The organism is Arthrobacter sp. UYCu723, from assembly GCF_054059215.1.
The window spans coordinates 1,919,594-1,943,415 of the sequence record NZ_JBSSBW010000001.1 but is presented as its reverse complement, the minus strand read 5'-3'; the positions used below and the strand labels follow the sequence as shown (position 1 = coordinate 1,943,415).

The following is a 23,822-nucleotide window of genomic DNA, read 5'->3' as shown; positions in this document are numbered from 1 at the left end:
ACATCTCAAGGACTCCATGCCCTTCCCTGCCTTAGCCGAAAACGCCGCCGCCCTGGAGCTCAACAGCCTCCCGCGGCACGTTCCCCTGGCCGCCCAGATCCGCGACGGGCTCGCTGAAAGCATCCACTACGGCTCGCTGATCGCCACCGCCGCGGAAGCCACCGGCACCCGCACCCTGTTCTCCGCGGGCGATCCCTTGGTGCCCTTCTACCCGCGCTCCGCGCTCAAGCCGCTGCAGGCCGTGGCCATGGTCCGGGCCGGACTGGACCTGCCCGCCGACCTCCTGGCCCTCACCGCCGCCAGCCATTCCGGCGCGGCCATGCACCGCGGCGGCGCCGCCCGGATCCTGGAGATCCACGGCCTCACGGCGGCAGACCTCGAAAACAGCACCGACCTCCCCTACGGCGTCAGCGAGCGCGAAGAATGGCTCCGCCGCGGCGGCGTGCCCACGCAGCTGGCCCAGAACTGCTCCGGAAAGCACGCCTCCATGGCCGCCACGTGCGTCATCAACGGCTGGCCCGTGCAGGGGTACCAGGATCCCGGGCACCCCCTGCAGAAGCTCGTGGCCGGCACCGTCAGTGACCTCACCGGCGAAGTCCCTTCCCGCACCAGCACCGACGGTTGCGGCACGCCGCTCTTTGCCCTGACCCTCCGCGGGATGGCCCGGGCGTTCGGCCGGCTGGCCTCGGCGGAAGTGCACAACCACGCTGCCCCCACCGAAAGCCCGGAAGCCGCCGTCGCGCACGCCATGCGCCGGCACCCGGAAATGGTGGCCGGTGAGGGCCGCGACGTCACTGAGCTGATGCGGCTGGCGCCCGGAATCCTTGCCAAGGACGGCTTCGAAGGCGTCCAGCTGGTGGGTCTTCCGGACGGCCGCGGCGTCGCTGTGAAGATTTCCGACGGCGGAGACCGCGCCCGCATGCCCGTCACCGTCCGCGTCCTGGAGGCGCTCGGCGTCGACACCGCGCCGCTGGAGGGCATCGCCACCGGCACCGCCCTGGGCGGAGGCCGCCCGGTGGGCGAGCTAACGGCCACCGATTTCCTCTTCCCAGCCTCCCCTGACACTGCGACCCAAACCGACGCCGACGAAGCTCTTTGAGGACACCCATGACTGCCGCCGCTGCCAGCTCCGCCTTCCGCTCCGAACACGACCTCCTGGGCGACCGCGACGTCCCCGCCGGCGCCTACTGGGGTGTCCACACGCTCCGCGCCGTGGAAAACTTCCCCATCACCGGCCAGCCGCTGTCCACCAACTTGTACCTGGTCCGGGGACTGGCAGCCGTGAAGCTGGCAGCCGCCCGCACCAACCGCGAGCTCGGGCTCCTTGACGCCGAACGCGCCGACGCAATCGAGCGCGCCTGCCAGGACATCCTGAACGGCAAGCTCAGCGAGCAGTTCGTGGTTGACGTCATCCAGGGCGGCGCCGGGACGTCGTCGAACATGAACGCGAACGAGGTCATCGCGAACCGGGCGCTGGAAGTCCTGGGCCGCCCCAAGGGCGACTACGCCCGCCTGCACCCAAACGACCACGTCAACCTCAGCCAGTCCACCAACGACGTCTACCCGACGGCCGTGAAGCTGGGCACCATTTTCGCCGCCCGGGAACTGCTGGAGGCCCTCACCGAACTCGAAGAGGCCTTCGCCGCCAAGGCCGTGGAGTTCCGCACCGTCGTGAAGATGGGGCGCACCCAGCTGCAGGACGCCGTCCCCATGACCCTGGGCCAGGAATTCGGCAGCTACGCCGTGACCATCGGCGAGGACCGGCTGCGGCTGGCCGAGGCGGACCTGCTGATCCACGAGATCAACCTCGGCGCCACGGCGATCGGCACCGGGCTGAACGCCCCCGCCGGCTACGCCGAGGCGGCCTGCCGGCACCTGGCCGAGATCACCGGCCTGCCCCTGGTCACGGCCGTGGACCTCATCGAGGCCACCCAGGACGTGGGCGCGTTCGTGCACCTCTCCGGTGTGCTCAAGCGCGTGGCCGTGAAGCTGTCCAAGATCTGCAACGACCTCCGGCTGCTCTCCTCCGGCCCGCGGGCCGGCTTCGGCGAAATCAACCTGCCCGCCGTGCAGTCCGGCTCCTCCATCATGCCCGGCAAGATCAACCCGGTGATCCCGGAGGTGGTCAGCCAGGTGGCCTACGAGGTCATCGGCAACGACGTCACCATCACCATGGCCGCCGAAGCCGGGCAGCTCCAGCTCAACGCCTTCGAACCGATCATCGTCCACAGCCTTCACAAGAGCATCTCCCACCTGGAAGCAGCCTGCCGCACCCTGACGGTACGTTGCGTCCGGGGCATCACCGCCAACACGGAACGCCTCCGGCTCACGGTGGAACAGTCAATCGGCCTGGTCACAGCGCTGAACCCCCACCTTGGCTACGCCACCGCAACCGCCATCGCCCAGGAAGCCCTCGCCACCGGCAAGGGCGTTGCAGAGCTGGTGCTCGAACACGGCCTCCTCACGGCCGAGCAGCTCGAAGACCTCCTCAGCCCGCAGCGCCTCGCCAACCTGAGCAAATAGACAAAGGACTCCCATGACCCAGCCACAAGCGGCCGCCACACAGACGCCGGCCATTACCGACCACACCGTTCCGGTGCATGCCCACGCCTCCGAAGCCACCCTCCACGTCGAGGATGAGGGCTACCACAAGGGCCTCAAACCCCGCCAGGTCCAGATGATCGCCATCGGCGGTGCCATCGGCACCGGGCTCTTCATGGGTGCCGGCGGCCGGCTGGCCACGGCCGGCCCCGCCCTGGTCATCAGTTACGCTGTATGCGGCTTCTTCGCGTTCATGATCCTCCGCGCCCTCGGCGAACTGGTGATGCACCGGCCCTCATCGGGTTCGTTCGTCTCCTACGCCCGCGAATTCTTCGGCGAGAAGGCGGCCTTCGTCACCGGCTGGCTGTACTGGCTGAACTGGGCCATGACCGCGATCGTGGACATCACCGCCGTCGCGCTTTACATGAACTTCTTCAAGAAATACTGGGCTCCCATCGCGGATGTGCCGCAGTGGACCTGGGCGCTGGCCGCCCTGGTCCTGGTGCTCGGCCTGAACCTGATCTCCGTGAAGGTGTTCGGCGAACTCGAGTTCTGGTTCGCGCTCATCAAGGTGGTTGCCCTGGTGACCTTCCTGCTGGTCGGCATCTACTTCGTCGTCTTCGGTACTCCCGTGGACGGCCAGCAGGTGGGCTTCAGCCTGATCGCGGACAACGGCGGCATGTTCCCCAACGGCCTCCTGCCCGCGATCGTGGTCATGCAGGGCGTGGTGTTCGCCTACGCCTCGATCGAACTGATCGGCACGGCCGCCGGCGAAACCGAAAACCCGGAAAAGATCATGCCCAAGGCCATCAACACGGTCATTGTCCGAATCGCGGTGTTTTATGTCGGTTCCTTGGTACTGCTCTCGCTCCTGCTCCCGTACACGTCCTACAAAGCAGGCGAAAGCCCGTTCGTCACGTTCTTCGGCTCCATCGGGGTGGAGGGTGTGGACGCCATCATGAACCTGGTGGTCCTCACGGCGGCGCTGTCCTCCCTCAACGCCGGCCTCTACTCCACCGGCCGCATCATGCGCTCCATGTCGGTCACCGGCTCGGCCCCCAAGTTCGCCGCCCGCATGAACAAGGCCGGCGTGCCCTACGGCGGCATCGCCCTCACCGCGGCAGTGGCCGTCCTCGGCGTGGTGCTGAACGCGCTTGTTCCGGCTGAAGCGTTCGAGATCGTGCTGAACGTCGCGTCCCTGGGCATCATCAGCACGTGGGGAATGATCGTACTGTGCCAGATGCAGCTCGCAAAGCTGGCCAAACGCGGCGAACTGCTGCGTCCTGCTTTCCGGATGCCAGGGGCGCCCGTCACCGGCTGGATAACGCTGGCCTTCCTGCTGGCGGTGCTGGTCCTGATGGCCTTCGACTCTCCCGTGGGCACGTGGACCATCGCCTCGCTGGCGGTCATCATCCCGCTGCTGATGCTCGGCTGGCGCCTCTGCCGGGACCGCGTTATGGAACTCGCCGCGGTCCGCGACGGCTTCACCGGCCCCTACCCGTTGGTGGCCAACCGGCCCGTCCGCGGCGCCGGGGACGAGTAGCCTCCCCGGCACAGCATTCCGTAGTGCCCGACGGCGGCACCTCCGGTTCTGATCGCATGGAACCAGGCGGTGCCGCCGTCGGGCGTTTCCAGGCGCACATCCTGTTGGCACAATGGTGGGTACTGGACGCGAATCAGCAAAAGCGGGCGCAGCATCCCTACCGGCACCTTGCAAAGGAAGTATTCCGATGGGCGCGTTCATCGACGGCATCCTGAACGTCAGCCCGGCCGTGGCATACACTCTGGTGGCGTGCCTGGTTTTCGCCGAGGACGCCCTGTTTGTCGGCTTCGTTATTCCCGGCGAGATTGCAGCGGTGCTCGGCGGTGTGATCGCCAGCCGGGGAGAGGTCGAACTGTGGCTCATGATGCTCCTGGTCATTCTCGCAGCGGTGCTTGGTGACACGGTGGGTTATGAGATCGGCAGGCACTTCGGACCGCGGTTGCCGGACCTGAAGATCCTGGACCGGCACCGTGCCAGAGTCACGAACGCCCAGGAATTCCTGCGCCGCCGCGGCGGTCCCGCCGTGTTCCTGGGCCGCTTCGTTGCCGTCTTCCGCGCCGTCATGCCCGGCCTGGCCGGCATCTCACGGATGCACTATCCGCGGTTTCTGGCCTTCAATGCCGCGGGAGGGGCCGTCTGGGGCGCCGGATTTGTCCTTCTCGGATTCCTGTCCGGCCATTCCTACGAGGCCGTCGCCAAGACTGCCGGGCGGGACATCGCAGCCGTGGTGGCTGTTCTCGCCGTCGTGGCCGTGATCATCTGGCGCGTGCGCGCCGCCCGACGGGAACGGCAGTCCACAGAAGGGGCTGATTCTTAGCCGAGGCCGCGCACCAACGTCCCGCGTCATGCAACCCCACCGCAACCTGTCGTGCTCCCGGTTCGCATATGCTCAGCGGACAGGCTCAACTTGGCTCAGCGACGAACCACCCGGGAGACACCACATGACCAACTGGCGGATCAGGGATTTCCATTCGGCCGATCTTGACGGGATCCTGCATCTGTGGGAGTCCCTCAAGGCCAGCAACGTCGAGCCGGTCTACGCGCTTTCCGAGGTGCTCGCCTCCTGCGAAAAGGACCACGCCGTCGTCGCGGTGCAGGGCGATCAGCTGGTGGGCGCCGCCGTCGGACGGGCCGCGCACGACCAGGGCTGGATCGTCTTCCTGGCCACCCTCCCGGAATCCCGCGGCCGCGGGATCGGCACCTCGCTGCTTGCCGCCGTCGAGAACCGGATGGCCCCGCACGGGCTGAACAAGCTCTCCGCGCTGATGCCGGAATCCGAAACCCGGGTGGAGGCGTTCCTGAGCCGCGGTTTCGTCCTGAAGAAGAACCTGCGCTACTTCGAGCGGAAAATCCCGGTCCAGCGCCAGGAACTCGAGCCGCTGAGCCAGCTCGGCGGCCGGATCCTGGCCCGCGACCTCTGGGAAAACGTGGCGGGCATGCGGAACGAGAAGGAACTGCTGGAACGCCGGCTGGTCCTGCCGCTCGCCGAGGCCGACCTCGCCGACGAATACGGCGTGGTGCCGCCGCGCGCCGTCGTCCTCTTCGGCCCGCCCGGCACCGGCAAGACGACGTTCGCGAAGGCGATTGCCTCCCGGCTGGAGTGGCCGTTCGTGGAGGTCTTCCCCTCCCGGCTGGCCTCCGACCCCAAGGGGCTGGCCGGTGCGCTGCGCGAGACGTTCCTGGAGATCGCCGAACTGGAGCACGCCGTCGTGTTCATCGATGAGGTGGAGGAGATCGCCTCCCAGCGTTCCGGTGAACCGCCGTCGCCGCTGCAGGGCGTCACCAACGAGCTGCTCAAGATCATCCCGGCATTCCGCGAACAGCCCGGCCGACTGCTGGTCTGCGCCACCAACTTCATCCGGGCCCTCGACTCCGCGTTCCTGCGCCATGGCCGCTTCGACTACGTCATTCCGATCGGCCTGCCGGACCGCCAGGCCCGCGAGGCCATGTGGCAGCGCTTTATCCCCGCCACCGTGGTGGACGACGTCGACGTCGAGCTTCTGGTGGACCGCACCGAGGGCTTCTCCCCCGCGGACATCGAGTACGCGGCCCGCAGCGCCTCCCAGCGGGCGCTGGAAAAAGCGGTGTACGACGACGGCGGCGCGGCATCCGGGGGCAACGCCTCAGTCCGCGAGGCCGTCCGGAAGGGCCCGTCCACCCAGGACTACCTCGATGCCATCGGGGACACCCGTACCACGGTCAGCGAGGAAGTCCACCAGCAGTTCCTCGAGGACATCGACGACCTGGGCCGGGTGTAGCCGGAAACCGTGATCCTGTTTCTGACGATTGTGAGCGGCCTGGCCTGGACGGTGGTCTACGTCGATGCCATCCGGATCGGATTCAGGGACAAGAGCTACGCGATCCCGGCCGCCGCGCTCGGGCTGAACTTCGCCTGGGAGGCCATCCACGCCACACGCTCCGTCGCGACCGGGATTACCGCCCAAGGGGTCTTCAACATCGCGTGGGGACTGGCCGACGTCGTGATCGTGTACACCTTCCTGAAATTCGGCCGCTCCGAGCTGCCGGCCTGGGTCACGCGGAGGCTGTTCATCGGCTGGGCGCTCCTGCTGGGCCTCGCGTCCTTCGCCGTGCAGCTGCTGTTTGTCGTCGAGTTCGGCTGGGAGGACGCTGCCCGCTACGCGGCCTTCCTGCAGAACCTGCTGATGTCCGGGCTGTTCATCGCCATGTTTGTTGCCCGCGGGGGCTCCCGGGGCCAGACCCTGCTGATCGCCGTGGCCAAGTGGATCGGCACTCTTGCGCCGACCATCGTCTTCGGCTGGTACGGCAACTCGCCGCTGATCCTGGGCGTCGGAATCCTCTGCGGCATCTTCGATCTGGCCTACATCGGCCTCCTGTGGCGGGCACGGTCCGGCCCGCCGGCACGGCCCGTTACGGTGGCCCCGACAGACTACGCCTCCGGGGCGTCGTCATAGGAGAGGTTCTCGTAGTCCGTGTCGTCCGCCTCGTCGAGCCTGTCGTCCAGTTCCTCGAGCAGCCACGGGTTGACCCGGGCCAGGATCTTCCGGGTTTCCTCGACCGGGACTGCGGCGTAAAGCACCGGGCGGGCTTCGTCGTACCGGGTGACCGGCGGCTTCTCCGGCCACTTCTCGGCCAGGGCCTTGACCCGTTCCGGCAGTGAGTTGTGGGCGTTGTCCGCGATTTTGACCAGCGTGGCGTCGTGGTCCTCGGCGATGTACCGGATGCCGGCCTGGTAGTCGTCCGGGTTTTCGTGCAGGCGCATCGTGACGCGCTCGATGATGTCCGCGGCCCGCTCGGAGACGCCCATGTCCAGCAGCGCCTGCCGGGTCATCGGGGTGTCCTCGGCGATGTCGTGCAGGTAACCGGCGATCCGGATGTCGTCGTCGAAATCCGCCAGCGCATCCCCGACGGCCAGCACGTGCTCGCGGTAGGGCCGCTTGAGCTTGTCCTTCTGGCGGTTGTGCGCCACTTCGGCAAGGATTTTCGCCGTCTCCACGGTGAATTTCGGTTGAGCGGACTGCGGTTCAGGGGGGCGTGCTTCCGTGAATTCAAGTTCAGACATGCTCCCAGACTACGGGTCCAGCCTAGCCGGCGCGTGTGTCCAGCCCCGGCCACACCCATGGCTCCCGCGGCAGCGCAGCAGGGTCGAAGACGGCGAGCGCCCGCCCCAGCGGACCGGGCGGCAGCCCGAGGGAAGCCAGCAGGACGTCCCGCACCCGGTCCACCGCCACGCCGGTGAGGGCGAGGTCCGCGAGTGTGACGGCGCCGTCGCGCTTGGCCAGCCGGGCGCCACCGGCGTTCAAGACCAGCGGCACATGGGCATATTCCGGAACGGGCATATTCAGCAGCGACACGAGGTAGGCCTGCCGGGGTGTGGACGGCAGCAGGTCATCGCCGCGGACCACCTGGTCGATGCCCTGCGCGGCATCGTCCACCACCACGGCCAGGTTGTACGCGGTGACGCCGTCATTGCGCCGGAGCACGAAGTCATCCACGACGCCGGTGTAGCTGCCGTGCAGCACGTCCTGCACCGTCGCTTCAGTGACGGCGGAACGGAGCCGGACCGCGGCGGGCCGGGCAGACCGTTTCTCCTCGCGCTCGGCGGCGGTCAGGTTCCGGCAGGTGCCCGGATACGCGCCCTGCGGGGCATGCGGCGCCGACGGGGCCTCCTGGATCTCGCGTCGCGTGCAGAAGCACTCATACGTCAGGCCCCCCGCGCTGAGCCGGGCGATCGCCTCCGCATAGTGGGCGCCACGGTCCGTCTGGCGGACGACGCCGCCGTCCCAGCTCACGCCGATGGCCGCCAGATCGCGGAGCTGCTCCGCCTCGGCGCCGGCCCGGGCGCGGTCCAGGTCCTCCACGCGCATCAGGAACCGCCGGCCGGTGGAGCGGGCGAAGAGCCACGCCAGGATGGCCGTCCGGAGGTTGCCCACATGCAGCTCGCCGGAGGGGCTGGGGGCGAAGCGGCCGGCAGACGTCATGGCACCAGCCTAGGCGCAGCAGCCACAAGAGCCCCCCCACAGCAACACAAGAGCCCCTCAGCTACCGATGACTTCGGGAAAACCGACGTCGGTGACTCAGGGGCTCTTGCCGTGCTGGGCCCGGGGCGTTGCTCCGGGCCGTGGCACTGCGAATGCGTAGATTTGTGCGGAGTGACGATGGTGTGAACAAGAGTCAATCAGCGGCGGGTTCCTTGCGGGAAGCCTCATCCAGGGTCCGGGTGGTGTGCCGGGGTGCCCGTAGCCTATTGGGATCCGGCGGTGGCCTTGTCCCTTTGTTGTCACCATTTCAACAGAAGCCCTACAGTTGGTGCAACGGACACCACTCACACTGGTCAGCCTGACCAATGCAGGCCGTGATGACAGACAGGAAGTGGTCACTTTGCAGGAACTCGACGCGACGGACCGGCGCCTCCTGGTCGCCCTCGACGAGGACCCCCGGGTGCCGATCATGGTGCTCGCCCAGAAACTGGGCCTGGCGCGCGGAACGGTGCAATCGCGCCTGGAGCGGATGACGGCGTCGGGCGCCCTCCGTCCGAACAGCAGCCGCGTGCTGCCGTCCTCCCTGGGCCGGGGCGTCGCGGCGTCGGTGAGTGCCGAACTGGACCAGAGCCACCTGAACGAGGCGATCGCCGCACTGCGGAACATCCCCGAGGTACTTGAGTGCCACGCGCCGGCCGGTGACACGGACCTGCTGATCCGGGTGGTGGCCCGGAGCCCGGACGATCTGTACCGGGTCTCCGAGGAAATCCGGCTCTGCCCCGGGATTGTGCGGACCTCCACCAGCATGTTCCTCCGTGAGGTCATCCCGTACCGCACCACCGGGCTGCTGGGCGCCTGAGGCGGACCGCATCAGGCCATCAGGACTACACGGGTGGCCCGGTATTTGTTTTCAGGTTCTTCATCACCAGCGTCGAGGTCAGCCGTTCGACGCCTGGCAGCGAGGTCAGTTCGGCGTCGTAGAAGCGCTGGTAGGCGGGCAGGTCCTCGGCGATGACCTTGAGCAGGTAGTCGGGCGAGCCGAACAGCCGCTGGGCCTCCACGATGCTGGGGTTGTCCGCCACGCGGTTCTCGAAAATCTCCATCGTGGCGCGGTCCACCTGCCGCAGGGTGACAAACACGATGGCTTCAAACCCCAGTCCGACGGCGGCGGGGTCAATGTCTGCCCGGTAGCCGCGGATCACGCCGGAGACCTCCAGGTCACGGAGCCTCCGATGGCAGGGCGCCACGGTAAGCCCCACCTTGGCGGCGAGTGCCGTGGCCGTCATGCGCCCGTCCTCTTTGAGGTGGCGCAAAATATTTCTGTCAATGTGGTCCATTACGCAATAATCTTACTGCACTGACGCGTTTCACCGCGAAAAAAGCGAACACTTGTGGCCCCGATTTGCCTAGACTTTCTCCTGTAACCACGCCTCAGGAGTCCCGCATGAATCCCCAGCTATTTCTTGCCTTCATGGTTGTCGCCGGCGCACTCGCCTGCACCCCTGGTGTGGACTGGGCGTATTCCATCACCGCAGGCCTGAGGCAGCGCAGCTTCGTTCCTGCCGTTGCGGGACTCTGCGGCGGCTACCTGCTACACACGGTCCTCCTGGTGGCGGGCCTGGCCGCCCTGCTCACCGGCATCCCGGGCGTGCTGGGCTGGCTGACCGTGGCCGGGGCTGCCTACCTCCTGTGGCTCGGAGTCACCACCATCCGGTCCTGGCGCGGAGCGAGTTTCGGCGGCGGTGCCGCTGACATGACGGCACCGGCGAACCAGTTCCGGACGTTCCTCCAGGGCATGGGCACCAGCGGCATCAACCCGAAGGGCCTGCTGTTCTATGTGGCGCTGGTGCCGCAGTTCGTCAGCCCCGAAGCGTCCCTGCCGGTGCCGGTACAGTCCGGGCTGCTGGGCCTGACCTTCGTCCTGCTGGTGGCCGTGGTCTACAGCTGCGTGGCGCTGCTGGCACGGAAGCTCCTGCACTCCCGGCCGGGAGCAGCCCGGCGGGTGACCCTCGCCAGCGGAATCATCATGGTGGTGCTGGGCGTCGTCCTGCTCTCCGAACAGCTCGTGCCGATGCTGAGTCACGTCCTGACGCGCGGCTGAGCCACCGCCCGTCACTTGCGCGGCATGTACCACTCGGTGAAGGACGACGCACGGCCGTCCGCGGTGAGCTGGATGATCCAGAGGTTGTCGTAGCTGCGGTGGTCCCCCTGGTAGGTGGTGAGGCCTTGCACGAAGGCCCGGCCGCCGTCGACCGCCAGTAGCTTCCACTCGAAGGTCCAGTCGCCGGGCTCGTCGCGGGCAGCAAGCCAGCGCTCCACGATCTGCTCCCGCCCGCGCCACGGCTCCGCCTCATCCGGGCTGGTGAAGTAGACGGCGTCCTCTGTGAACAGTGCCCGGATGTCGTCCGGCTCGTTGGAGCCCCAGGCCGTGATGTAGTGCTGAACCCAGCGGGCGGCGGCGTCTCTCATGCCTTGTTTGTACCCCCTGTTCCCGGGGCCCGCAAGGGTACCGGGCACCTGAATATGCGGCCTGAGCTGGGACGGGAGCACGTCAGCGTCAGCCGCCGTCGCTGGCGCCTTAGGCGGCGGCCGACACCCAGAGGCCGATCACCCAGGTGCTCGCCGCGAGGCAGGCGAGGCCGAACTCGACCATCATGCCGAGCCCCGTGGCCTTCAGCGCGGCCCAGCTGGAGGCCACCGCGGTGCCGAAGGCGCGGGTGCGGTGCAGCTCGCTGAGCAGAAGCCCGGCGGCGAAGCCCACGAACAGCCCCACGACGGGGATGATGAACATGCCCACCACGCCCAGGACCAGCCCGGCCACGACCGAACGGCTGGGGATGCTGTGCTGTTTGAGCTTGCGTCCGGTCAGGACGGCACTGGCCGCCATCCCGGCCAGGACGAACACCAGGCCGATGCCGAACACTACCCAGCCGGTGGTTCCGGCGCCGCCCCAGATCGCCCAGGCCAGCAGGCTGAGGCCGATCAGAAGACTGCCGGGGAGCACTGGGATGATGGTCCCCGCCACGCCCACCAGAATGGCCAGGCCGCAGAGGACCGTCACAACTGTCTCCGGGTTCATCGCCCCAGTCTACGGTTCGGGCCATGGTGCGGACCCCCGAAGAGGCCGCCGAACAGCCGGAGACGACAACGGCGCCGCATCCCCCAAGGAAGCGCCGCCGTCGTCGTCTGTTCAGTTGTGGTTACTCCGCTTCCACCGCCGCGGCGACGGCGGCCGAAACGGCCGGGGCCACGCGGGGATCCAGCGGGCTGGGCACGATGTAGTCCGCGGAGAGCTCGTCCTCGGCCAGCGCGGCGATGGCGCGTGCCGCGGCCAGCTTCATGGCCGGCGTGATCCGGCGGGCGCCGGCGTCGAGGGCGCCGCGGAAAATCCCGGGGAACGCGAGGACGTTGTTGATCTGGTTCGGGAAGTCGCTGCGTCCGGTGGCGACGACGGCCGCGTACTTCCGCGCGACCTCCGGCAGGACTTCGGGGTCCGGGTTGGACAGGGCGAAGACGATGGAGCTGTGGTTCATGAGTTTCAGGTGCTCCTCGGCCAGCTTGGAGGAGGAGACGCCGATGAAGACGTCCGCACCCAGCAGCGCCTCGCCGGGGCCGCCGGAAATGCCGCGGGGGTTGCTGCGCGCGGCGAGCTGGGCCTTCTTGCTGGCCGGGTCCGCGGCGATGTCGGCGCGGTCCTTGTTGATCACGCCGCGGGAGTCCAGCAGCACCACGTCACCGATGCCGGCGGTGAGCAGGATCTCGGCGACGGCGATTCCGGCCGCACCGGCGCCGGAAATCACGACGCGCAGGCCTTCCAGCTCCCGTCCGGTCACCTTCGCGGCGCCCGTCAGGGCGGCAAGGACGACGACGGCGGTGCCGTGCTGGTCATCGTGCATGACGGGGCAATCCAGGGCCTCGATGAGCTTTTCCTCGAGCTCGAAGCAGCGCGGCGCCGAGACGTCCTCGAGGTTGACGGCGCCGAAGCTCGGGCGCAGCCGGACGAGCGTCTCGACGATCTCGTCAACGTCGGTGGTGTTCAGCACCAGCGGGATGGAGTCGAGCCCGCCGAAGGCCTTGAACAGGGCGGACTTGCCCTCCATCACGGGCAGCGAGGCGCTGGCGCCGATGTCGCCGAGGCCCAGGACGGCCGTGCCGTCGCTGACCACGACCACGAGGCGCTGGGCCCAGGTGAGGGTCTTGGCCAGCTCCGGGTCGGCGGCGATGGCGCGGCTGACCTGCGCGACGCCCGGTGTGTAGGCGATCGAAAGGTCGCGCTTGCTGGCGAGCGGGACGGTGCTGGAAATCGAAAGCTTGCCGCCCTGGTGGGATGCGAAGATTTCCTCGTCGCTGAGCGCGGCTGCCGGCTCTGCGGGGGAAGTGGAATCGGCGGGAATGATCGTTTCAGTGGACACGTCGTTGTCTCCTGGGGCTCACCGTGGGCGCACGGCTCATGGAAGCTCAAGCACAGGGATGCTCAAGATGGGCTGGGGGAACGTCGGTAGCGGCCCAAGGATGGCGGGCCGGCGGTGAAGCTCCGGGAACTGCTGGCGGCGGGGCCGCTCCGGTTCTGCAATGGTAAGCAATGCTGCACGCCGGCAAGGTGCCGGGAGACGACCGCGAAGAAATGGTGAAACGTTTCTCCGCGCGCTGCCGTGACATATTTCGCTGAGAAGTGTGACTTTTGGCCGTTACTGGTCTAGACCGGTGACGGGGTCTGGCGGGCTCGCGACAACAGGGAGCAGGCCTTCTTCAGGTCCTCCTCGGCCTCGAAGAGGGACAGGCGGCGGCAGCGGACCGACTGCACCAGGCCGGTGACGGTCTGCAGCAGCACGCGGGAAACGGCGGCGTCGCCGCTGGCTGCGGTGACGGCCTTCTCCGCCAGCGCGTCGATCTCGCGCAGCAGCCGGGTGGTGTCGGTGCCCTTCACGTAGACCGCTTTGCTCAGGCACTGCTCGACGGCGGGCTGCATGAGGCGCATGTGGAAGATCTCCATCGCCACCCCGGCCAATGCCTGGGCCGGCACGCTGCCTGCTGCCGGAGCGTCTGCCCGGGTGTCGGACCGGACACCGGCCGGGGCGCCGGCGTCGGCCGGGGCGCCGGCGTCGGGCGCTTGCGCACGCGGAGCAGTCCTCGTCAGCGGGTCAGTCCGTGTCCGCGCGGAGGCGGCCGGCGCCTCCGCCGCGGCGTGCAGTTCCGCCAGTTGCTTGCGGTACAGCGCCAGGACGAGCTGGGTGGCGGAGGGAAAGTAGCGGTAGAGGGTTCCCAGCGGAACGTCGGCCTTCGCCGCGACCTCGGACAGGACCACGGAGTCGAGGCCCTTGCGGACGAATCCGGCGGCGACCTCGAGAATCCGGGTGTAGCGCAGACGCTGCCGGGGCAGGGTGGGCGGAGGGGCCATCGGTGGCAGATCTGAGTGATTTTCAGGCATCAGCAGCGTTCCGGGGGTCGTTTTTCTCGGCAGCCGCAAGGAGTTCCTCCACAGCGCTGCCGCGGCAATTCCCGTCCACTATACGTCACCGGACCGGGCGCCCGGCCAGCACGACCTGGCTCCCCGGCCGCAATGTGCCGGGGTTCAGGGTTCAGTCAACGCCCTTGATTTTGACCACAAAGACGGCCCCCAGCAGGCCGATCACCGCGGCCGCCACGTAGAGCGAAACGTAGCCTCCCCAGAGCGTCACGAAAGGAAAGGCGATGAGCGGCGCGAGCACCTGGGGCAGCGAGTTGGCGATGTTGATGACGCCCAGATCCTTGCCGCGGCTCAGCGCCGTGGGGAGCACCTGGGTGATGAGGGCGAAGTCCACCGCCAGGTAGCAGCCGAAGCCGATCCCCAGCACCGAGGCGCCGATCAGGGCCCCGGTCCAGGTCGGCGCGAAGGCCAGAATGAGCGAGGCCACCGCGATGATGACAGAGGAGATGATGACAAGCGGCTTCCGCTTGCCCATCCGGTCGCTCAGCGGGCCGCCGATCACGCTCGTGATGATGACCATGACCGCGTACAGGCCCGTGAGGATCAGCACACCGAATTCCGGTTCGATGCCCTGGGTTTCTTTGACGTGGACGGCGTCCTTGAGGAAGAACAACAGGTAGAGCGTGACCATGTGGTTGCCGATGTTGACCAGCAGCCTTGTCAGCCAGGCCCACGCGAAGTCCGGGTAGAGCGCCGGGGAAATCCAGAAACTCTTGGCGAAGCCGGCCACGCTGAAGGGAGGACGGGCCTGCGCGGGCAGCGGGACGTCGTCGTTCTTGAAGAAATAAAGCACGACGCCGGCGAGCAGTGCCAGCGCGCAGACGAGGTACCCGGCGGCGAAGTTTCCCGTGACGGCGGCGGCAATCACCGCGCCGATGAGGATCCCCACGGTCTGGCCCATGGCGGCGAGGCCCCCCACCGTGCCGCGCTGCGGGACCGGCACACGGTCCGGGATGGCGGCCGTGATGGCAGCATAGGCGCCGTTGCAGCCGGCCTGCACGAGGCACCAGAGCAGCGTCATGACGGCGACGTTCGGCGCCCCCGCCAGCGCGATCAGGGCCGCGGCGCCGAGGACCGCCCCGAAGAGCACCCACGGCACCCGGCGGCCCAGCCGGGAGGTAGTGCGGTCGCTGAACGCACCGAACAGGGGGTTGGCCACCAGCGATACCGCGGCACCGGCGCCGGTCACAAGGGCGAGGATGGCCTCCTTGTCCCCTTCACTGAACGCCGCCGCCTGCTGGCCGAGCAGCACCTGGATCGGGCCGAAGAACGCCGCATTGATGCCGAGATTGACCAGGACCACGCCCGCGATCCAGACCGGACGGACGCGCCGCTCGGGCTCGGCGAGCGCCACCGCCGTCGCGCTTCCGGCGGGATGGCCGTTCGGGTTGCCTTTCGGGTGCCCGTTCACGTTGCCGTTGGGAGTGCCGTCGAAGGCAGGATCCGGAGCTGCTCCGGGTATATCGGACAGGCTCATGTGGTTCCCCCCGGAACTGACGACTCAGGCTGAAGATCAGTGTGGAGCCAGACTATCGTGGGGATCAAGATCCGCCGTCCTTTTCCAGTCCAAGGAGCACCAATGGCCGCACCCACCGTCAACACTGCCGACCTCTACGACGAACGGGGTGAGGAGCTCGACTCCGTGGCCCTTCAGTTCCAGTCCCTCGGTGGCCGCTCGCACTTCAGCGGCCCGGCCCGGACCATCCGCTGCTTCGAGGACAACGCCCTGGTCAAGTCGGCCCTGGCCACCCCGGGCGGCGGCGCTGTCTTGGTGGTCGACGGCAGCGGCTCGCTGCGCACGGCTCTGATGGGGGACATGATCGCGGCGAGCGCCGTCACTAACGGCTGGGCCGGCGTCGTGGTCAACGGCGCCATCCGCGACCGGACCGCCATCGCGGAACTCCCGCTGGGGGTGAAGGCGTTGGGAAGCAACCCGCGCAAGAGCGCCAAGGCAGGCGCCGGGGATCTCGACGTGGAGCTGGAGATCGACGGCGTGATGATCCGGCCCGGTGCCATGATCTGGTGCGACCCGGACGGCATGCTCGTCGAACGCTGAGAACGGGGGTTGCTGAGCGCGGGCTGAAGACTGAGGCGCTGGCGGAAGCTGGGAGGTGGCCGTCATCTTTGCTGCAACGGTGGTTGCGGGAACAAAGCAGCACCTCAGATAGTTACTGAAAGCAACTTTCATGCTTGAACCCAAAAACTTCCCCCTGGAGCAGCCATGTCCAAAACCAGCTCTGCACGCTCGGCCGGAGAGGTGCTGACCCACCGTCAGACCATCACCGTCATGGTGGGCCTCATGCTCGGCATGTTCCTGTCCTCGCTGGACCAGACCATCGTGTCCACCTCGATCTACACCATCGCCAACGACCTCGACGGTCTCTCGCTGCAGGCCTGGGCCACGACGGCGTACCTCATCACGTCGACGGTGAGCACCCCGCTGTACGGCAAGCTCAGCGACATCTTCGGCCGGCGCCCGCTGTACCTCGCCGCGATCCTGATCTTCCTCGCCGGTTCGCTGTACGCCGGATCCGTCCACTCGATGACCGAACTCGCCATCGCCCGCGGCATCCAGGGCATGGGCGCCGGTGGCCTGCTGGCCCTCGCCCTGACCATCATCGGCGACATCGTGGCCCTGAAGGACCGGGCCAAATACCAGGGCTACTTCATGTCCGTGTTCGGCATCTCCTCGGTGCTGGGCCCGGTGGTGGGCGGTGCCTTCGCCGGTTCCGCGAACATCCTGGGCTTCGACGGCTGGCGCTGGGTGTTCTTCATCAACCTGCCCATCGGCCTCGCCGCCCTGGCCGTGGTGTTCCTGTACCTGCACCTGCCGGCCAAGCACGTGAAGCAGAAGATCGATTACTGGGGCGCCGCGGCCATCACGCTGGCGATCGTGCCGCTGCTGCTCGTGGCCGAACAGGGCCGCAGCTGGGGCTGGACCTCCGTGAGCTCGCTGCTCTGCATCGGCCTCGGCGTTGTGGGCATCGTGGCGTTCCTGCTGGCGGAGAAGCGCGCGGGCGACTACGCCCTAATCCCGCTCCGGCTGTTCCAGAACCGCACCTTCGGCCTGTCCTCGCTGCTGAACTTCATCATCGGCATCGGGATGTTCGGGGCCATCGCGATGCTGCCGATGTACCTGCAGCTGGTCAAGGGCCTCACCCCCACCGAGGCCGGCCTGATGATGATCACTTTCACGGTGGGCATCCTGACCGGTTCCATCACCGCGGGCCGGACCATCTCGGCGTCGGGCACCTACCGGGTCTTCCCGATCCTGGGCACCGCCGTCCTGACCGCGGCCGCCGCAGTCATGGGCCTCTCGCTCGGCGTGGACACCCCGCTCTGGGTCCCGGGCGCCATCGCGGTGTTCTTCGGCCTGGGCCTGGGCTTCTGCATGCAGCCGCTCACCCTGGCCATGCAGGTCTCGGTGCCCGCGAAGGACATGGGAGTGGGCACGTCCTCGGCGGCGTTCTTCCGCTCCATGGGCGGCGCCGTGGGCACGGCCGTGTTCATCTCCATGCTGTTCAGCATGGCCGCGGACAAGGTCGCCAGCGGCATGAAGGACGCCATGCAGAACGCTGACTTCCTCAAGGTCCTGAAGGACCCCGCCGTGGCCGCCGACGCAGCCAACGCCCCGCTCTACGCCTTCTTCAAGAACGGCGCGAGCAACGATTCGCTCAATGACACGAGCTGGCTGCACGCGGCGAACCCCACCCTGACCCGGCCCATCACCGAGGGCTTCGCCCAGTCGATCGACGCCGTCATGCTCACCGCCGCGGTCCTCACCGGCGTCGCGTTCCTGATCAGCTTCGCCCTGCCGAACAAGAAGCTCACGGACCCGAAGGCCGCGGCGAAGGCCGGCGCCGAGTCCGTGGCCACGCACTAGGGCGGTTCCCTACCCAAGTCACGTCACGGCAGGCAGTCTTTTGGACTGCCTGCCGTTGCGCACCCCCGGAAATCCGGGCCGCCACGGTTCAGCGCCGGTGAAAGTCTGCGTGATGTGACGGCTCACCAGAAACGTTAGAAACGTACGACGGCGGGTGGCCCCCGCAGCGGCGACGCTCACCGGACGCAGGGCTCGCCGTCGTCGCCCTTGTCCGGAAATGAAGTGGAACCGCCGGCGGTGACGTGCCACACTGTTTAGCGCGTGTGCGCCGGCCAGCAGGGCCGACTTCCGACGACGACGTCCGCACAGCACAAACCCAACCCACCCCCAGGGAGCCCCATGTCCATCGCCAAGGAGCAAACCACCGCCAAGATCCCCCAGCGGGTGGTGTGGCTTGCGCTTGCCGGTGCCGTGGGCGGCTTCCTCTTCGGATTCGACTCCTCGGTGGTGAACGGTGCCGTTGATGCCATCAAGGACGAATTTGCGTTGAGTGAAGCGGTCACCGGATTCGCCGTGGCCATTGCACTGCTCGGCTGCGCGGCGGGGGCCTACCTGGCCGGCAAGGTCGCCGACCGCTACGGCCGGATCCCCGCGATGAAGATCGGCGCGCTGCTGTTCCTCATCAGCGCCATCGGCACCGGCTTCGCCTTCGGCGTCTGGGACCTGATTTTCTGGCGCCTGGTCGGCGGGCTGGGCATCGGCCTGGCCTCCGTGATCGCCCCGGCGTACATCTCTGAGATCTCGCCCCGCCACGTCCGCGGACGTCTGGCCTCCCTGCAGCAGCTGGCCATCACCTCCGGTATCTTCGCCGCTCTCCTCTCCGACGCCCTGTTCGCGAACTCGGCCGGCGGCGCGGACCAGAACCTCTGGTTCGGCATGGAGGCGTGGCGCTGGATGTTCATGGCCGCGGCCGTCCCCGCCGTCGTCTACGGCTGGATCGCCTGCACGCTGCCCGAATCACCGCGTTTCCTGGTCTTCCAGGGCAAGGACGAGGAGGCCCTGAAGGTCTTCAAGTCGATCGCCCCGAACGAGGACACGGACCGCCACCTGCGCGATATCAAAAATGCCATCGACGAGGACAATCTCGCGGGCCAGAAGGGCTCCCTGCGCGGTAAGGCCCTCGGCCTGCAGCCGGTGGTCTGGATCGGCATCATCCTGTCCGTGCTGCAGCAGTTCGTCGGCATCAACGTGATCTTCTACTACTCCACGACGCTGTGGAAGGCCGTGGGCTTCCAGGAAAAGGATTCGCTCACCATCTCCGTGGCCACCGCCGTCACCAATATTTTGGTGACGCTCGTGGCCATCGCCCTGGTGGACCGGATCGGCCGCCGTCCCATCATGCTGGCAGGCTCCATCGGCATGGCCCTCTCGCTGGGCACCATGGCGCTGGCCTTCAGCTCCGCCGCCGGATCCGGGGACGCGATCTCCCTGCCCGGCGCCTGGGGCCCGGCCGCGCTGGTCGCCGCCAACGTCTTCGTCATCAGCTTCGGCGCCTCCTGGGGCCCGCTCGTCTGGGTTCTCCTCGGCGAGATCTTCCCGTCCCGCATCCGCGCCCGCGCCCTGGGCCTCGCCGCAGCCGCACAGTGGATCGCCAACTTCGCCATCACCCTGAGCTTCCCGGTGATGGCCGCCGCCTCCCTCCCGCTGACCTACGCCATGTACGCACTGTTCGCGGCGGCGTCGTTCTTCTTCGTGATGTTCAAGGTGCCGGAGACCAACGGCATGTCCCTGGAGCAGGCCGATACCCTGTTCGTCCCGAAGGGCTCCGCCAGGTCCTGACCTTTCCACGACCTCCCGAGCCACCCCCGAGGCGACAGTTAACGCCCATGTTCCTGCCGAGCATGGGCGTTTTCCGTCAGCGTTTTATTGCGCCGGCTGCAACCCTAATGACGACGTTGCCCCTCTTGCGTCCCGCGTCGACAAAGCGATGGGCTTCGACGATGTCGGAAAGCTCGTAGGTCCGGTCGATGACAGCCTGGTACTGGCCCGCTTCCGCGAGGCTGACGAGGAATGCCAAGTCGTCAGCGGTGTACTTGATGTTGCCCGCGGTGACCAGTTTTCCGCTTCGCCGGCTCCGGCCGGACGCGAGAAGGATCGCCCTGAGGTCGGCGATGACGAGCAGCAGAGCCCCGCCCCCGGTTGATGGACGATTCGACCCGCTCGAAAGTGGCGTTGCCGACACAGTCCATGATCACGTCGTAGGTCTGTGTCCCGGCGGTGAAGTCCTCTGTGGCGTAGTCGATCACCCGTTCTGCGCCCAGTGACGTGACCAGGTCCCGGTTGGCGTCGCTGCATACCGCGGTGACGCGCGCGCTCAGGTGTTTGGCGAGCTGTACCGCAGCCGTACCCACGGCACCGGAGGCCCCGTTGACGAGGACGGTGCCGCCGGGCCTGATGGCTGCTCTGGTCAGGAATCCGTGTGCCGTGAGTCCGCCGAAAACCAGTGTCACGGCCTGCTCGAAGCCCATGTTGCGGGGTTTGGACGTGATGGCCCCGTCCTGCGGAACCGACACGTACTCGGCATGGCCGCCGAACCTGGCGCCGAGCATCGCGACCACGTCATCGCCTAGCGTGAATGCGCTCACGCCCGGGCCCACGGCCTCTACTACGCCGGCAACATCCATTCCGAGGACACGGGTCCGGGGCCTGAAGATGCCGAGGGCCAGTGCGGCCAACGCCTGAAGTCCTTTGGGAACGCTGCGGCTGCGGGCGCGGCGGTCTGCGGCGCTGAGCGTGCTGGCATGGACTTTGATGAGCACTTCACCGGGGCGCGGTGCGGGTTTGGGGGTCTCCTCGATGCGGACGACCTCCGGAGGGCCGAACTGCCGGTAGGTGGCGGCCCTCATCGTGAAACTCCTGCGACGACGGCGGTACCGGCCCGCGGGGTGCTGATCCCGGCTAGAGCCGAGGGGGAGAAACCTTTCAGAATGAGCCAGATTGCGAGGGAGACCTCCCAGGCGAACACCGGAAGCGCCACCAGGAACCCAAAGGTGGAGAGCTGTTCGTATGCTCCGAACATCACGGCGATTGCCGAGACGGAGACCAGCGCGCCACCGACGAGGCCCAGCACGGCGATGGTGCGGGGCACGAGGCGGGACGTAAACATCAGGGTCGCCAGCAGCAATGTGGCGGTTCCCAGCGCGAAGTTCGGCCCGAACAGGAAGGTCCACTCATGGATGGCCAGGAGTGACCTGCCGACGGTGACGAGCGTGGCTGCATCGGCGTCGGCCGTACCGGCCAGATCCTGTTTCAGAGTCACGACGGTGAGGAGGCTGATGATGCCGACAACGATGACGGCGGCCTCAAGGAGGCGGGCGCTCAGGTAGCCCAGGGCGAAGGACTCATTGTGCCGCCTGACGACCGGGTACACCGCAACCGCCGTCCCGACGTTGGAGATGGCCAGGATCACTTCGAAGAATGCACCCAGCAGCACGTTGGTGTCGTTGCCCGTGCTGACGATGTAGTCAGTCCCTGTCAGCAGAGGACCGTAGAGGATCATGCCGGCGATTGCGCCGATCTCGGTGAGGAGGAAGAACACGCCGGTGACGACGGCGGCTCGCCTTGTTGCTTTCATGGGAAACTCCTTAGTTCGCGCCTGAGGTGTACGACGTACACCTAGTGAATATGACACTAAGGTGTATGACGTACACCTGTCAATGGCGTAGATTGGAATCGACGGGAAGTGGGGAAATTGGCTCAGCAGATTGAAGTGGGACGGCGAGTGCGCCTGAACCGGGACCGGGTGCTGCGGGCAGCCGTCTTGCTCGCCGACGAGGTGGGTATCGGCCCGCTCAGCATGCGCAGGCTCGCCCAGGAACTCGACGTCGTACCGATGGCGCTCTACAAGCACGTAGCCAATAAGGAAGAACTTCTCGATGGCATGGTTGAAGTCATCGTCGGCGAGATCGATCCGGCAGTCGGCGGTACAGACTGGAGGAGCGCAGTCCGGCTTAGAGTGCTCTCGGCGAGGTCCATGCTCCAGCGCCACAAATGGGCCCGTCAGGTCCTCGAGACCCGCACCAATCAGACCCCTGCCGTACTTGAGTACATGGACTCGTTCATTGGCATGTTCCTGGCCGGCGGCGTCTCGGTCGATCTCACACACCACGTCATGCATGCCATCGGGAGCCGGATGTGGGGGTTTACGCAGGAACTGTTCGATTCGACAGCTAGTCCGGACGGTGAAGCTCAGGCTGAGATGCCGCCGGATGTGCAGGCCGTCAGGTTCCAGCAGATGTCCGTGCTGTATCCGAACATTCTGCAGATTGCCACGGCCGCCAGGCACGACGATGACTCGGTCGTCGGACACGGCTGCGATGACCAGTTTGAGTTCGAGTTCACTCTCGATCTCCTTCTGGACGGATTCGAGCGACTCCACAGGCAGGCCTGGACGTCGAAGCACGCGAGGCCGGAGCGGGGATAGCCTGTGGTTCCCAGTCTCACGCCTGGAAAACGGTGCGGACTATATCTGCTAGGAGAAGCGATTGAGATGCCGCAAGATGTGCTCCGCGGCCTGATCCGGCGCATGTTCGGGAATCCAGTGGCTGATCCCGCTGAGTACTTCGAGTTGGTAGGGTCCGCTGACGAAGCGTTCGGTTGCTCGTGCCCCGTACTCCCCGAGCGCCCGGTCGAAGATGCCCGAGCCGCCGGGGTCCAAGGGCCAAGGTGCTCAGAGGACCAGCTTCATCCCCTCATGGCTTGCCGTGAAGCCCAGCCGCTCGTAGAACCGGTGGGCGCCCGTGCGGGATTTGTCCGTGGTGAGCTGCATCAGGGAACAGTCTCGGCGCCGGGATTCGTCGATGGCCCACTGCACCATCGCGGCGCCCACGCCGTGGCTCCGCAGCTCCCCCGCAACCCGGACGTCCACTCCCCCACCATCAGCAGGTGGGCCGGATCGGCGTCGATCGCCTCGAACGCGGCCACGTACGGGGTGAGATCGGACGGGTCCTCGCGGCGCGACCCCAAGCGGTCTTCGGCCAGCAGCCGGAGAATGGCCGGCAGGTCCTCCCGTTCCGCGGTGCGGAGGCGGAACGATCCGCCGTCGGCGTCCACGAGCGGGCCGAATGCTAGCAGGGCGGGCCGGTCACTTGAATTTGAAGTCACCTGACCAGCCTGCCATCACGGCCTGGCGAACGACGGCGACGCCCCCAAGCTCTTCGGCCGGCTCTCCACCCGCAAGGTCCCGCAGAACGCCCTGTTCCTCACCTGCGTGCTGCTGCTCGCCGGCGTGGCCCTGCTCTACGCCGGCAAGGACGTCGGCGTCGCGTTCGACATGGTCACCACCGTGTCCGCCGTCTGCTTCATGTTCGTCTGGTCCATCATCCTGGCCAGCTACCTCGCGTTCCGGAAGCGCCGGCCGGAGCTGCACGGGGCATCGCCGCTCAAGATGCCCGGCGGCATCCCCATGGTCTGGGTGGTCTTCGCGTTCTTCGCGTTCCTGATCTGGGCCCTGACCACCCAACCGGACACCCTCACCGCGCTGCTGGTCACGCCGGCCTGGTTTGCGGTCCTGGGCGGAGCCCACGCCGCCGTCCGCCGTACGCCGCTGCACGGGGGTCGAGGACCATTCCGCGGAAAAGTAGCGCTAAGGAGCGTTACTGTTCGGCGACCGCGACATCTCGAAGAGCGTGGCCACCGGCTTCCAGCCCGGCACGGAAACGCAAACCGGTTACAACCGGAGGCGCGCCCGCGTAACCTGAGGAGCTCAGGCAGCACTTCGGCCCCGAGTTCCTGAACCGTGTTGACGACGTTGTGGTCTTCCCCCAGCTGACCCAGGACGAGATCATCGAGATCGTGGACAGTTCGTCGGACGGCTGGAGAAGCGACTGGCGGACAAGGACATGGGCATCGAGCTCACGACCGCGGCCAAGGTACTCCTGGCAACCCGCGGCTGCGACCCCGCGATGGGTGCCCGGCCGTGTCGTTCCC

Annotated in this window: 21 protein-coding genes and 4 pseudogenes; 14 read left to right on the top strand and 11 right to left on the bottom strand. The window is 67.3% G+C overall.

Annotated features, from left to right (window positions below; genetic code table 11):
• Nucleotides 1-16: 16 nt before the first annotated feature.
• From ACVWZ8_RS09130 to ACVWZ8_RS09105, 6 genes are all read left to right on the top strand, one after another.
• Nucleotides 17-1,099, top strand: a complete 1,083-nt coding sequence (locus ACVWZ8_RS09130) for an asparaginase (protein ID WP_426979629.1) — start codon at nt 17-19, stop codon at nt 1,097-1,099.
• A gap of 8 nt (nt 1,100-1,107) precedes the next feature.
• Nucleotides 1,108-2,523: an aspartate ammonia-lyase gene (locus ACVWZ8_RS09125; RefSeq protein ID WP_456504447.1), complete on the top strand. Its 1,416-nt coding sequence runs from the start codon at nt 1,108-1,110 to the stop codon at nt 2,521-2,523.
• Nucleotides 2,524-2,536: 13 nt separating this feature from the next.
• Entirely contained in the window at nt 2,537-4,084 is a 1,548-nt protein-coding gene (locus ACVWZ8_RS09120) for an amino acid permease (protein WP_426979631.1), read from the top strand.
• Between the two features lie 187 nt (nt 4,085-4,271).
• Entirely contained in the window at nt 4,272-4,901 is a 630-nt protein-coding gene (locus ACVWZ8_RS09115; RefSeq protein ID WP_426979632.1) for a DedA family protein, read from the top strand.
• A 124-nt stretch (nt 4,902-5,025) separates the two neighbouring features.
• Nucleotides 5,026-6,342 (top strand): ATP-binding protein, encoded by a 1,317-nt coding sequence (locus ACVWZ8_RS09110; protein ID WP_456504446.1) that lies wholly within the window; start codon nt 5,026-5,028, stop codon nt 6,340-6,342.
• A gap of 9 nt (nt 6,343-6,351) precedes the next feature.
• Nucleotides 6,352-7,017 (top strand): transmembrane-type terpene cyclase, encoded by a 666-nt coding sequence (locus tag ACVWZ8_RS09105; protein ID WP_456504445.1) that lies wholly within the window; start codon nt 6,352-6,354, stop codon nt 7,015-7,017.
• Here the strand turns inward: ACVWZ8_RS09105 and ACVWZ8_RS09100 are convergent.
• Both ACVWZ8_RS09100 and gluQRS read right to left on the bottom strand, forming a co-directional pair.
• A complete protein-coding gene (locus tag ACVWZ8_RS09100; protein ID WP_456504444.1) occupies nt 6,993-7,625 on the bottom strand; it encodes an HD domain-containing protein in 633 nt (210 codons plus the stop codon). The genes ACVWZ8_RS09105 and ACVWZ8_RS09100 overlap by 25 nt on opposite strands.
• A 22-nt stretch (nt 7,626-7,647) precedes the next feature.
• On the bottom strand, nt 7,648-8,544 hold the full coding sequence (gene gluQRS, locus ACVWZ8_RS09095) for a tRNA glutamyl-Q(34) synthetase GluQRS (RefSeq protein ID WP_456504443.1): 897 nt from the start codon (nt 8,542-8,544) through the stop codon (nt 7,648-7,650).
• A 400-nt stretch (nt 8,545-8,944) separates the two neighbouring features.
• Here gluQRS and ACVWZ8_RS09090 point away from each other — a divergent pair, with 400 nt between their 5' ends.
• A complete protein-coding gene (locus ACVWZ8_RS09090) occupies nt 8,945-9,403 on the top strand; it encodes an Lrp/AsnC family transcriptional regulator (RefSeq protein WP_354239288.1) in 459 nt (152 codons plus the stop codon).
• A 25-nt stretch (nt 9,404-9,428) separates the two neighbouring features.
• Here the strand turns inward: ACVWZ8_RS09090 and ACVWZ8_RS09085 are convergent, their stop codons facing one another.
• Nucleotides 9,429-9,881, bottom strand: coding sequence for an Lrp/AsnC family transcriptional regulator (locus ACVWZ8_RS09085; RefSeq protein ID WP_456504442.1), 453 nt, complete (start codon nt 9,879-9,881; stop codon nt 9,429-9,431).
• A gap of 107 nt (nt 9,882-9,988) precedes the next feature.
• Between ACVWZ8_RS09085 and ACVWZ8_RS09080 the strand changes: the two genes are divergently transcribed.
• Nucleotides 9,989-10,645: a LysE family translocator gene (locus tag ACVWZ8_RS09080; RefSeq protein WP_456504441.1), complete on the top strand. Its 657-nt coding sequence runs from the start codon at nt 9,989-9,991 to the stop codon at nt 10,643-10,645.
• An 11-nt stretch (nt 10,646-10,656) separates the two neighbouring features.
• Here the strand turns inward: ACVWZ8_RS09080 and ACVWZ8_RS09075 are convergent, their stop codons facing one another.
• The 5 genes from ACVWZ8_RS09075 to ACVWZ8_RS09055 form a co-directional block, all read right to left on the bottom strand.
• The gene (locus tag ACVWZ8_RS09075; RefSeq protein ID WP_456504440.1) at nt 10,657-11,013 is read right to left on the bottom strand and encodes a nuclear transport factor 2 family protein; all 357 of its coding nucleotides are present in this window, start codon (nt 11,011-11,013) and stop codon (nt 10,657-10,659) included.
• A 109-nt stretch (nt 11,014-11,122) separates the two neighbouring features.
• Nucleotides 11,123-11,623, bottom strand: coding sequence for a DUF456 domain-containing protein (locus tag ACVWZ8_RS09070; protein WP_456504439.1), 501 nt, complete (start codon nt 11,621-11,623; stop codon nt 11,123-11,125).
• Nucleotides 11,624-11,744: 121 nt separating this feature from the next.
• Nucleotides 11,745-12,956, bottom strand: coding sequence for an NAD(P)-dependent malic enzyme (locus ACVWZ8_RS09065; protein ID WP_426979648.1), 1,212 nt, complete (start codon nt 12,954-12,956; stop codon nt 11,745-11,747).
• Nucleotides 12,957-13,240: 284 nt separating this feature from the next.
• Nucleotides 13,241-13,942, bottom strand: a complete 702-nt coding sequence (locus ACVWZ8_RS09060; RefSeq protein ID WP_456504438.1) for a helix-turn-helix domain-containing protein — start codon at nt 13,940-13,942, stop codon at nt 13,241-13,243.
• A gap of 181 nt (nt 13,943-14,123) precedes the next feature.
• Complete coding sequence (locus ACVWZ8_RS09055; protein ID WP_456504437.1) at nt 14,124-15,488, bottom strand: MFS transporter; 1,365 nt, start codon at nt 15,486-15,488, stop codon at nt 14,124-14,126.
• A gap of 102 nt (nt 15,489-15,590) precedes the next feature.
• Between ACVWZ8_RS09055 and rraA the strand changes: the two genes are divergently transcribed.
• From rraA to ACVWZ8_RS09040, 3 genes are all read left to right on the top strand, one after another.
• Nucleotides 15,591-16,067, top strand: coding sequence for a ribonuclease E activity regulator RraA (gene rraA / locus ACVWZ8_RS09050; protein ID WP_456504436.1), 477 nt, complete (start codon nt 15,591-15,593; stop codon nt 16,065-16,067).
• Nucleotides 16,068-16,232: 165 nt separating this feature from the next.
• Nucleotides 16,233-17,894: an MDR family MFS transporter gene (locus ACVWZ8_RS09045; protein WP_456504435.1), complete on the top strand. Its 1,662-nt coding sequence runs from the start codon at nt 16,233-16,235 to the stop codon at nt 17,892-17,894.
• Between the two features lie 339 nt (nt 17,895-18,233).
• Nucleotides 18,234-19,673 (top strand): sugar porter family MFS transporter, encoded by a 1,440-nt coding sequence (locus tag ACVWZ8_RS09040; protein WP_456504434.1) that lies wholly within the window; start codon nt 18,234-18,236, stop codon nt 19,671-19,673.
• A 76-nt stretch (nt 19,674-19,749) separates the two neighbouring features.
• Here ACVWZ8_RS09040 and ACVWZ8_RS09035 read toward each other — a convergent pair.
• Both ACVWZ8_RS09035 and ACVWZ8_RS09030 read right to left on the bottom strand, forming a co-directional pair.
• Nucleotides 19,750-20,740: pseudogene (locus ACVWZ8_RS09035) on the bottom strand (NAD(P)-dependent alcohol dehydrogenase).
• A complete protein-coding gene (locus ACVWZ8_RS09030) occupies nt 20,737-21,468 on the bottom strand; it encodes a DUF4386 domain-containing protein (RefSeq protein ID WP_456504433.1) in 732 nt (243 codons plus the stop codon). The pseudogene ACVWZ8_RS09035 and the gene ACVWZ8_RS09030 overlap by 4 nt, the downstream one beginning before the upstream one ends.
• A 117-nt stretch (nt 21,469-21,585) precedes the next feature.
• Between ACVWZ8_RS09030 and ACVWZ8_RS09025 the strand changes: the two genes are divergently transcribed.
• Nucleotides 21,586-22,317, top strand: coding sequence for a TetR/AcrR family transcriptional regulator (locus ACVWZ8_RS09025; RefSeq protein ID WP_456504432.1), 732 nt, complete (start codon nt 21,586-21,588; stop codon nt 22,315-22,317).
• Between the two features lie 246 nt (nt 22,318-22,563).
• On the opposite strand, the pseudogene ACVWZ8_RS09020 reads toward ACVWZ8_RS09025, so the two are convergent.
• Nucleotides 22,564-22,967, bottom strand: a pseudogene (locus ACVWZ8_RS09020) (N-acetyltransferase family protein).
• A gap of 46 nt (nt 22,968-23,013) precedes the next feature.
• On the opposite strand from ACVWZ8_RS09020, the pseudogene ACVWZ8_RS09015 reads away from it, so the two are divergent.
• Both ACVWZ8_RS09015 and ACVWZ8_RS09010 read left to right on the top strand, forming a co-directional pair.
• Nucleotides 23,014-23,454: pseudogene (locus ACVWZ8_RS09015) on the top strand (amino acid permease); the annotation flags it as partial.
• 43 nt (nt 23,455-23,497) lie between these two features.
• Nucleotides 23,498-23,818: pseudogene (locus tag ACVWZ8_RS09010) on the top strand (NDP-hexose 4-ketoreductase); the annotation flags it as partial.
• Nucleotides 23,819-23,822 lie beyond the last annotated feature (4 nt).